The 7,830-nt window shown below is 70.0% G+C and carries 9 protein-coding genes and 1 pseudogene; 1 reads left to right on the top strand and 9 read right to left on the bottom strand.

The features are described 5' to 3' along the window. Nucleotides 1-360, bottom strand: a 360-nt coding sequence (locus tag GH736_RS13490) for a thiamine-phosphate kinase (RefSeq protein ID WP_235934193.1), incomplete at its 3' end; no start/stop codon positions are given. A gap of 24 nt (nucleotides 361-384) precedes the next feature. Here GH736_RS13490 and GH736_RS13495 point away from each other — a divergent pair. Continuing rightward, complete coding sequence (locus GH736_RS13495) at nucleotides 385-888, top strand: DUF3515 domain-containing protein (protein ID WP_159604117.1); 504 nt, start codon at nucleotides 385-387, stop codon at nucleotides 886-888. Here GH736_RS13495 and GH736_RS13500 read toward each other — a convergent pair. The 8 genes and pseudogenes from GH736_RS13500 to GH736_RS13535 all read right to left on the bottom strand — a co-directional run. Beyond that, nucleotides 885-1,976 (bottom strand): D-alanine--D-alanine ligase family protein, encoded by a 1,092-nt coding sequence (locus tag GH736_RS13500; RefSeq protein WP_159604119.1) that lies wholly within the window; start codon nucleotides 1,974-1,976, stop codon nucleotides 885-887. The two genes, GH736_RS13495 and GH736_RS13500, sit on opposite strands and share 4 nt — an antisense overlap. Then, nucleotides 1,876-3,012 carry an NAD(P)H-dependent glycerol-3-phosphate dehydrogenase gene (locus tag GH736_RS13505; RefSeq protein ID WP_159604121.1) on the bottom strand — a complete coding sequence of 379 codons (1,137 nt, stop codon included), beginning with the start codon at nucleotides 3,010-3,012 and terminating at the stop codon, nucleotides 1,876-1,878. Before GH736_RS13505 ends, GH736_RS13500 begins: the two co-directional genes overlap by 101 nt. Then, on the bottom strand, nucleotides 3,005-3,781 hold the full coding sequence (locus GH736_RS13510) for a lysophospholipid acyltransferase family protein (RefSeq protein ID WP_235934195.1): 777 nt from the start codon (nucleotides 3,779-3,781) through the stop codon (nucleotides 3,005-3,007). Before GH736_RS13510 ends, GH736_RS13505 begins: the two co-directional genes overlap by 8 nt. 7 nt (nucleotides 3,782-3,788) lie before the next feature. Further along, entirely contained in the window at nucleotides 3,789-5,159 is a 1,371-nt protein-coding gene (gene murA, locus GH736_RS13515) for a UDP-N-acetylglucosamine 1-carboxyvinyltransferase (protein WP_159604123.1), read from the bottom strand. Further along, entirely contained in the window at nucleotides 5,156-5,776 is a 621-nt protein-coding gene (gene leuD, locus GH736_RS13520; RefSeq protein WP_159604125.1) for a 3-isopropylmalate dehydratase small subunit, read from the bottom strand. Before leuD ends, murA begins: the two co-directional genes overlap by 4 nt. A gap of 2 nt (nucleotides 5,777-5,778) precedes the next feature. Beyond that, nucleotides 5,779-7,239, bottom strand: coding sequence for a 3-isopropylmalate dehydratase large subunit (gene leuC, locus GH736_RS13525; protein WP_159604127.1), 1,461 nt, complete (start codon nucleotides 7,237-7,239; stop codon nucleotides 5,779-5,781). Nucleotides 7,240-7,357: 118 nt separating this feature from the next. Further along, nucleotides 7,358-7,666 (bottom strand): FHA domain-containing protein, encoded by a 309-nt coding sequence (locus GH736_RS13530; RefSeq protein ID WP_235934197.1) that lies wholly within the window; start codon nucleotides 7,664-7,666, stop codon nucleotides 7,358-7,360. Between the two features lie 28 nt (nucleotides 7,667-7,694). Then, nucleotides 7,695-7,830, bottom strand: a pseudogene (locus GH736_RS13535) (hypothetical protein); the annotation flags it as partial.

Below are 7,830 nucleotides of genomic sequence, written 5' to 3' on the forward strand. Positions count from 1 at the left end.
GCGCATGCCCTCCGCGATGTCCTCGAGCACCGACACGGGCGTCGTCGGCGGCGCGGCGATCGCGACGACGAGCGCGGTCGGTCGCGCGCCCATCGCGGCGACATCGGTGAGGTTGGTGGCGGCCGCCTTCCAGCCCAGCTCGAACGGGGTCGACCACGCGAGGCGGAAGTCGGGTCCGTGCACGAGCAGGTCGGTGGTGACCACGAAGCGCCCGTCGGCAGCGGCCACGACGGCCGCATCGTCCCCCGCGCCGAGGAGCGCCGCATCGCCGGGCGAGAGCCGCGGCAGGATCCGCGCCAGCACGGCAGACTCGCCCAGTTCGCCGACGGTGGCCTCACCCGGGCGCGCAGCTCGTTCCATGCCACTCACGGTAGCCTGATCCGGATGCCCCACCCAGACGCCTCCCCCTCGCGCCGCGGGCTGCGGCGCGTCGCGTTCGCCGGCGGCCTCGCGGTCGCCGCGACCGTCGCCTTCGCCGGATGCAGCCAGGCCGTCGCGTTCGACGCCGCCCCCTCGGCGAGCGACCCCGACTGCGCCGCCGTGGTCGTGCGGCTGCCCGACACCGTCGCCGGCCTCGAGAAGCGCGACACCGACGCGCAGGGCACCGGCGCATGGGGGCAACCCGCGTCCGTGCTGCTGCGGTGCGGCGTCGAGCCGCTCGGCCCCACCACCGATCGCTGCGTGAGCGTCGACGGCGTCGACTGGGTCATCGACGAGTCGGATGCCCCGAACTACCTCTTCACGACCTACGGCCGCACCCCCACCGTCGAGGTGCTCATCGACAACGACGCGGTCTCGGGTACCACCGCGATCTCCGACCTGTCTGCCGCGGTCGGCGCCATCCCGGCCGAGGGAGGCTGCGTCGGGCTCGACGACACCTCGGGTTAGCGGGCGCCCCGAGCGTGCCCGACCTGGATCAGCTCGTCGATGAGCTCGGGGTAGCTGAGCCCGGTCTGGAGCCAGCACGTCGGGAACATCGAGATGGGCGTGAAGCCGGGCATCGTGTTGACCTCGTTGACGACGTAGCCGTCGTCGGTGAGGAAGACGTCGACCCGCGCGAGGCCTTCGCCCCCGATCGCCTCGAACGCGCGCCGGGCGACGCGCTGCAGCTCGAACAGCTCGCCATCGCCGAGATCGGCCGGGCAGATCAGGTCCACGCCGGGCGCGTCGAGGTACTTCGCCTCGAAGTCGTAGAAGTCGCGGCCCGTGACGACGACCTCGCCGGCGACGCTGACGCGCACCTCACGGGCATCGCGACCCTCCAGTACGCCGCACTCGATCTCGCGGCCGATGACGGCGGACTCGACGAGCACGGTGCGGTCCTCCGCGAACGCGGTGTCGAGCGCGTCGTGCAGCTCCGACCAGTCCGCGACCTTGCTGACGCCGACGGAGGATCCCGCCCGAGCGGGCTTCACGAACACCGGCAGGCCGAGGCTGTGCACCCGGCGCTTCCAGAGCTCGGGGTCGGATGCGAGCCCGGCGCGGGTGAGCGTGACCCAGGGCGCCACCTGGATGCCCGCGCCCTCGAGCACCGTCTTCGTCACGTGCTTGTCCATGCCGATCGCCGACGACAGCACGCCGTTGCCGACGTACGGGAGGCCGACGAGCTCGAGCAGGCCCTGCACCGTGCCGTCCTCGCCGAAGCGGCCGTGCAGGATCGGGAACACCACGTCGACATCGCCCAGCGAGCGCTCGCCCGTGGCATCCGTCACCGTCAGCGCCCGTGATGCGGCACTCTCGGGCCAGCGGACCCGCGTGCCGTTGTCGACGACCTCCGGCAGGTGCTCGGGGTCGAGGGCGAACCGATCGGGGTCGTCGGCCTCGAGCACGAACGCACCGTCACGGGTGATCCCGACGGGGATCACCTCGTACCGGTCACGGTTGATCGCCCGGAGCACCCCTCCCGCTGTTGCGCAGCTGATCGAATGCTCGCTTGAGCGCCCGCCGAACAGGAGAACCACCCTGAGCTTGTCCATCCGATGTCCTTTCGCCCTGGGGCTCGTCGTCAGTCGTGAGGTGCGGTGCGATGTCGCGTGGGTCGAGCGTGCCGGCCAGCACCTGGCGGACCTGCTCGACGATCGGCATCTCGACGCCCTTCGCGCGCGCCAGCTCGAGGATCGGCGCGACGGACGCGAGACCCTCGGTGGTCTGCTGCATCTGGTTCACCACGTCGTTGAGGTGGTAGCCCTGGCCGAGCAGGCGCCCGGCGGTGTTGTTCCGCGAGAGCGGCGACTGGCTCGTCGCGATGAGGTCTCCGAGGCCCGCGAGGCCCGACAGCGTCTCGGGGTGCGCGCCGAACGCGACCGCGAAGTCCGTCATCTCGACGAGGCCGCGCGTGATGATCGACGCCTTGGTGTTCTCGCCGTAGCCCGCGCCGTCGACGATGCCGATCGCGACGGCGATGAGGTTCTTCAGCACCCCGCCGAACTCCGTGCCGATGACGTCGGTGTTCACGAACGAGTGGAAGTACCGATTGCGGGCGACGGATGCCACGGCCTGTGCGGTCTCGAGGCTCGTCGACGAGACGACCGCCGCCGTGGGCTGCTCCTTCGCGATCTCGAGCGCGAGGTTCGGCCCCGAGATGACCGCGATGTGCGACTCGTCGATCCTGAGCACCTCGGCGATGACCTCGCTCATGCGCAGGCCGCTCGCCTTCTCGACGCCCTTCATCAGTGACACCACGGTCGCCTCGGCGTGGAGGTGCGGCGCCGCGATCTTCAGGTTGTCGCGCAGCGCCTGGCTCGGCACCGACACGTACACCTGCTCGGCGCCGGCGAGCGCGAGGTCGAGGCGGCTCGTCGCGCGGAGGCCGAGCGGGAGGTTGATGCCCGGGAGGTAGTCGCTGTTGCGCTTGCCCTCCTGGATCTCGCGGGCGAGCTCTGGCCGGCGCGCCCAGATCACGACGTCGGCGCCGCCGTCGGCGAGGATCTTCGCGAACGTCGTGCCCCAACTGCCGGCGCCGAGCACGGCGACGCGCTTGCCGGGCGCCTTCTTCGCGGACGCCCTAGCCATCGAGTCGCCCCGTCTCCTTCTGGCCGTGGGCCGTGGGATCCCAGCGCTCCGCCGGGGCAGGCTCGCCACGTACCTCGGCGAGGAGGCCGGCGATCGCGTCCATGAGCTCTCCGGTCGCCTTCAGCAGCGACGCCTGGTCGAGCGGCTTGCCGCGGTAGGCGCTGAGGTCGAGCGGCTCGCCGATGATCACGTCGATGGTCTTGCGCGGGAAGACGCTCAGCTTCTTGCCGTAGCGCGGCAGCAGCTCCTGCGTGCCCCAGTGCGCGGCCGGGATGATCGGGATGTCGCGCTCGAGCGCGATGCGCACGGCGCCAGTCTTGCCCCGCATGGGCCAGAGGTCGGGCTCGCGCGTCAGCGATCCCTCGGGGTAGACGACGACCATGCGCCCCTTCGCCACGAGGTCTTCGGCCGCGCGCAGGGCGGCGTGGCTCTTGCTGCCCGCCCGCTCCACGGGGATCTGGCCCGACGTGCGCAGCAGCCAGCCGAGCACGGGGTTCTTGAAGAGCGACGCCTTGGCGAGGAAGCGCGGGGCGCGACCGAGCTTCCAGCACACGACGCCCATGACGACGGGGTCGATCTCGCTGTAGTGGTTCGGTGCCAGCACGAAGGCGCCGGCCTGCGGCATCCGCTCGGGATGGTGGAAGCGGAAGCGCACCGCGAGGTTGAAGATCGGGAGGACGAGGACGGCGAGCAGCCAGAAGAACGAGGGTCGCCGCTTCTCGGAACGCGGCTTCAGTGCAGCGTCGGACGCCGGAGGATGGTGGGGCACTCCCCCATTATCCTTCGAGTTCGAAGTCCGCCCCGAGGAGCTCGAGCTTCGTGATGAAGTTCTCGTACCCGCGCGCGATGATGCCCACGTTCGAGACCGTCGAACGGCCTTCGGCGGTCAGCGCCGCGATGAGGTGGCTGAAGCCGCCGCGGAGGTCGGGCACCTCGATGTCGGCGCCGTGCAGCTTCGCCGGTCCGGAGATCACGGCCGAGTGCTGGAAGTTGCGCTGCCCGAACCGGCACGCACCGGCGCCGAGGCACTCCTTGTGCACCTCGATGGAGGCGCCCATCTCGACGAGCGCGTCCACGAAGCCGAAGCGCTGCTCGTACACCGTCTCGTGCACGATCGACACGCCGTTCGCCTTGGACAGGGCGACCACGAGCGGCTGCTGCCAGTCGGTCATGAAGCCGGGGTGCACGTCGGTCTCGATGATCACCGGCTTGAGCTCGCCACCAGGGTGGAAGAAGCGGATGCCGTCCTCCTGGATCTCGAAGTCGCCGCCGACCTTGCGGAAGACGTTGAGGAACGTGAGCATCTCGGCCTGGCGCGCGCCGCCGACGAAGATGTCGCCGTCGGTGGCGAGGGCCGCGGCCGCCCAGCTGGCGGCCTCGTTGCGGTCGAACAGCGCGCGGTGCGTGTAGCCGTCGAGCTTCTCGACGCCCTCGATGCGGATGACGCGGTCGGTGTCGACCGTGATGATCGCGCCCATCTTCTGCAGGATGTTGATGAGATCCATGATCTCGGGCTCGATCGCGGCGCCCGACAGCTCGGTGATGCCGTCGGCGAGCACCGCGGTGAGGAGCACCTGCTCGGTGGCGCCGACGCTCGGGTACGGCAGGGCGACCTTGGCTCCGTGGAGTCCGTTGGGGGCCGACATCCGGATGCCGCTCGGCAGCTTCTCGACGATGGCGCCGAAGTTGCGCAGCACCTCGAGGTGGTAGTCGATGGGACGGTCGCCGATGCGGCATCCGCCGAGGTCGGGGATGAACGCCTCGCCGAGCCGGTGCAGCAGCGGCCCGCAGAAGAGGATCGGGATGCGGCTCGAGCCGGCGTGCGCGTCGATGTCGGCCATGTGGGCGGTCTCGACCGCCGACGGGTCGAGGATGAGCTCGCCCTCGTCGACGCCGTGCGTCACGCTCACGCCGTGCACCTCGAGGAGACCGCGCACGATGCGGACGTCGCTGATGTTGGGGACGTCCTTCAGCACGCTGGGCGTGTCGCCGAGGATCGCCGCGACCATCGCCTTGGTGACGAGGTTCTTGGCGCCCTTCAGCTCGATGCGGCCCCGCAGGGGCTTGCCGCCGTTGATCGTGATGCGGTCGACATTCAGTCCGACTGCCGTTCCATGGTTCTTGGCGTCCTGCCCGAGCGTGTTCACAGACTCCCTGATTCTGCCGGCTCCCGGATGGGGAGGGTCTTCGGCCGCCAAGCTTCTCGATGTGACTCGAACTCGGCGATCGACTCCTCGTCCCGCAGGGTGAGCCCGATGTCGTCGAGCCCTTCGAGAAGCCTCCACCGAGTGTAGTCGTCGATGTCGAACGGCACCGTGAGCGTTCCGACGCTCACCGTACGCTCAACCAGATCGACCGTGACGGGTATTCCCGGCTCGGCCTCGACCTGCTCCCAGAGGCGCTCGACGTCTTCATAGGCGACCTGCGCGGCGAGCAGTCCCTGCTTGCCGGAGTTGCCCCGGAAGATGTCGCCGAAGCGCGAGCTGATCACGACGTCGAAGCCGTAGTCGCGCAGCGCCCAGACGGCGTGTTCGCGGCTGGAGCCGGTGCCGAAGTCGGGACCGGCGATGAGGATCCGCGCGCCACGGTACTGCTCCTGGTTCAGGATGAAGTCGGGATCCTGGCGCCAGGCGTAGAACAGGGCGTCGTCGAAGCCGGTCTTCGTCACCCGCTTCAGGAACACCGCGGGGATGATCTGGTCGGTGTCGACGTTGGAGCGACGAAGTGGAACGGCGGTGCCGGTGACGGTGCTGATCTTCTGCATGGTCAGCGCGCCCCTTCCTGCTCGAGGTCCCAGGGACTGGACAGCGTGCCGCGGATGGCCGTGGCCGCCGCGACCAGGGGCGAGACGAGGTGCGTGCGGCCGCCCTTGCCCTGGCGGCCCTCGAAGTTGCGGTTGGACGTCGACGCGCAGCGCTCACCCGGGGCGAGCTGGTCGGGGTTCATGCCGAGGCACATCGAGCACCCGGCGAAGCGCCACTCGGCGCCGAACTCCTCGAACACCTTGTCGAGGCCCTCGGCTTCGGCCTCCAGTCGCACGCGGGCCGAGCCCGGCACCACCATGACGCGGACGCCATCGGCCTTGCGCTTGCCCTTCACGATGGACGCGAACGCGCGAAGGTCTTCGATGCGGCTGTTCGTGCAGGACCCCATGAAGACCGCGTCGACGTGGACATCCTTCAACGGGGTACCGGGAGCGAGGTCCATGTACTCGAGCGCCCGCTCGGCGGCCGCACGCTCGTGCTGGTCGTCGATCGACGCGGGGTCGGGGACCGACTCGGAGAGCGAGACGCCCTGGCCGGGGTTCGTTCCCCACGTGACGAACGGCTCGAGCGCGTCGGCGTCGATGAACACCTCGGCGTCGAACTCCGCTCCTTCGTCGGTGGCGAGCGTCTCCCAGTAGGCCACCGCGTCGTCCCAGTCGGCGCCGGCCGGCGCGTGGGCGCGGCCCTTGAGGTAGGCGTAGGTCGTCGCATCCGGGGCCACCATGCCGGCCCTCGCGCCGGCCTCGATCGACATGTTGCAGATCGTCATGCGGCCGTCCATCGAGAGCGCGCGGATGGCGCTGCCGCGGTACTCGAGCACGTAGCCCTGCCCGCCGCCCGTGCCGATCTTTGCGATGACGGCGAGGATGATGTCCTTCGCCGTGACGCCCGGACGGAGCGTTCCCTCGACGTTGACGGCCATGGTCTTGAACGGCTTCAGCGGCAGCGTCTGCGTGGCCATGACGTGCTCGACCTCGCTCGTGCCGATGCCGAACGCCATGGCGCCGAACGCGCCGTGCGTGGACGTGTGCGAGTCGCCGCAGACCACGGTGATGCCCGGCTGGGTGAGGCCGAGCTGCGGGCCGACGACGTGCACGATGCCCTGCTCGACGTCGCCGAGCGAGTGCAGGCGGATGCCGAACTCCTTCGCGTTGCGACGGAGCGTCTCGATCTGCGTACGGCTCGTGGGATCGGCGATCGGCCGGTCGATCGCGAGCGTCGGCGTGTTGTGGTCCTCCGTCGCGATCGTGAGATCGGGACGACGAACCGGGCGACCGGCCAGGCGGAGGCCGTCGAAGGCCTGCGGGCTCGTGACCTCGTGCACCAGGTGCAGGTCGATGTAGATGAGGTCGGGGGTGCCGTCCTCGCCCTTCTTCACGAGATGGTCGTCCCAGACCTTCTCGGCCAGCGTGCGGGGCCGAGCCCCGTCGGTGTGCGCGGGGATCGTGGATGCTGCGTTCATGCGTTCGCTTCCTCAGAATCTGTGGTCAGCCGACAACGGACTCCGCGACGGGATCGGCCTAGAACGAGGCCCCGCCGCGGCACCGAAGAAGAAGTCGTGAAGCACGCACCACTTCAGGCTACACCGAGTTGAGCGGAGCCCGATCCAGCGTGACGGCGAACTCCCCGAGCAGGATCGTCGACCCGCCCACGACCGTGGCACCCAGCCCCGGGTCGAGTTCCACCACGTCACCCTCGGGCGTCAGCACGCGGCTGCCGTTCGTCGAATGCAGGTCGGTGACCATGACGCGATCGTCGACGACCTCCACGAGCGCGTGCGTCTTCGACACCGACCGGGCCGGGTCCACGAGGCGGATCGTGGCCGCTCCCGGCCTCCCGGCATCGGCCACCGGGTCGCGGCCGAGCACCACCGGACGGAGGACGAGCACCTCGAGGCCGTCGGCCGTGCCGAGTTCGTGCCCTGCGCTTGTCCGCCTCGAGGTCGGCGAGCCGCGCAATGAGCGCGGACACATCCGTCTTCACGCCGAGCCGCAGGCGCAGCCGCGCCCCGGCCTGGTCGATGAGGTCGATGGCCTTGTAGGGAAGGACCCGG

Source organism: Agromyces humi (assembly GCF_009720255.1).
Taxonomy (GTDB): domain Bacteria; phylum Actinomycetota; class Actinomycetes; order Actinomycetales; family Microbacteriaceae; genus Agromyces; species Agromyces humi.

Bases quoted from the DNA above. Each gene is read 5' to 3' on its own strand.
- GH736_RS13495 (WP_159604117.1), top strand. From the start codon at position 385: ATGCCCCACCCAGACGCCTCCCCCTCGCGCCGCGGGCTGCGGCGCGTC.
- GH736_RS13500 (WP_159604119.1), bottom strand. From the start codon at position 1,976: ATGGACAAGCTCAGGGTGGTTCTCCTGTTCGGCGGGCGCTCAAGCGAG.
- GH736_RS13505 (WP_159604121.1), bottom strand. From the start codon at position 3,012: ATGGCTAGGGCGTCCGCGAAGAAGGCGCCCGGCAAGCGCGTCGCCGTG.
- leuD (WP_159604125.1), bottom strand. From the start codon at position 5,776: ATGCAGAAGATCAGCACCGTCACCGGCACCGCCGTTCCACTTCGTCGC.
- leuC (WP_159604127.1), bottom strand. From the start codon at position 7,239: ATGAACGCAGCATCCACGATCCCCGCGCACACCGACGGGGCTCGGCCC.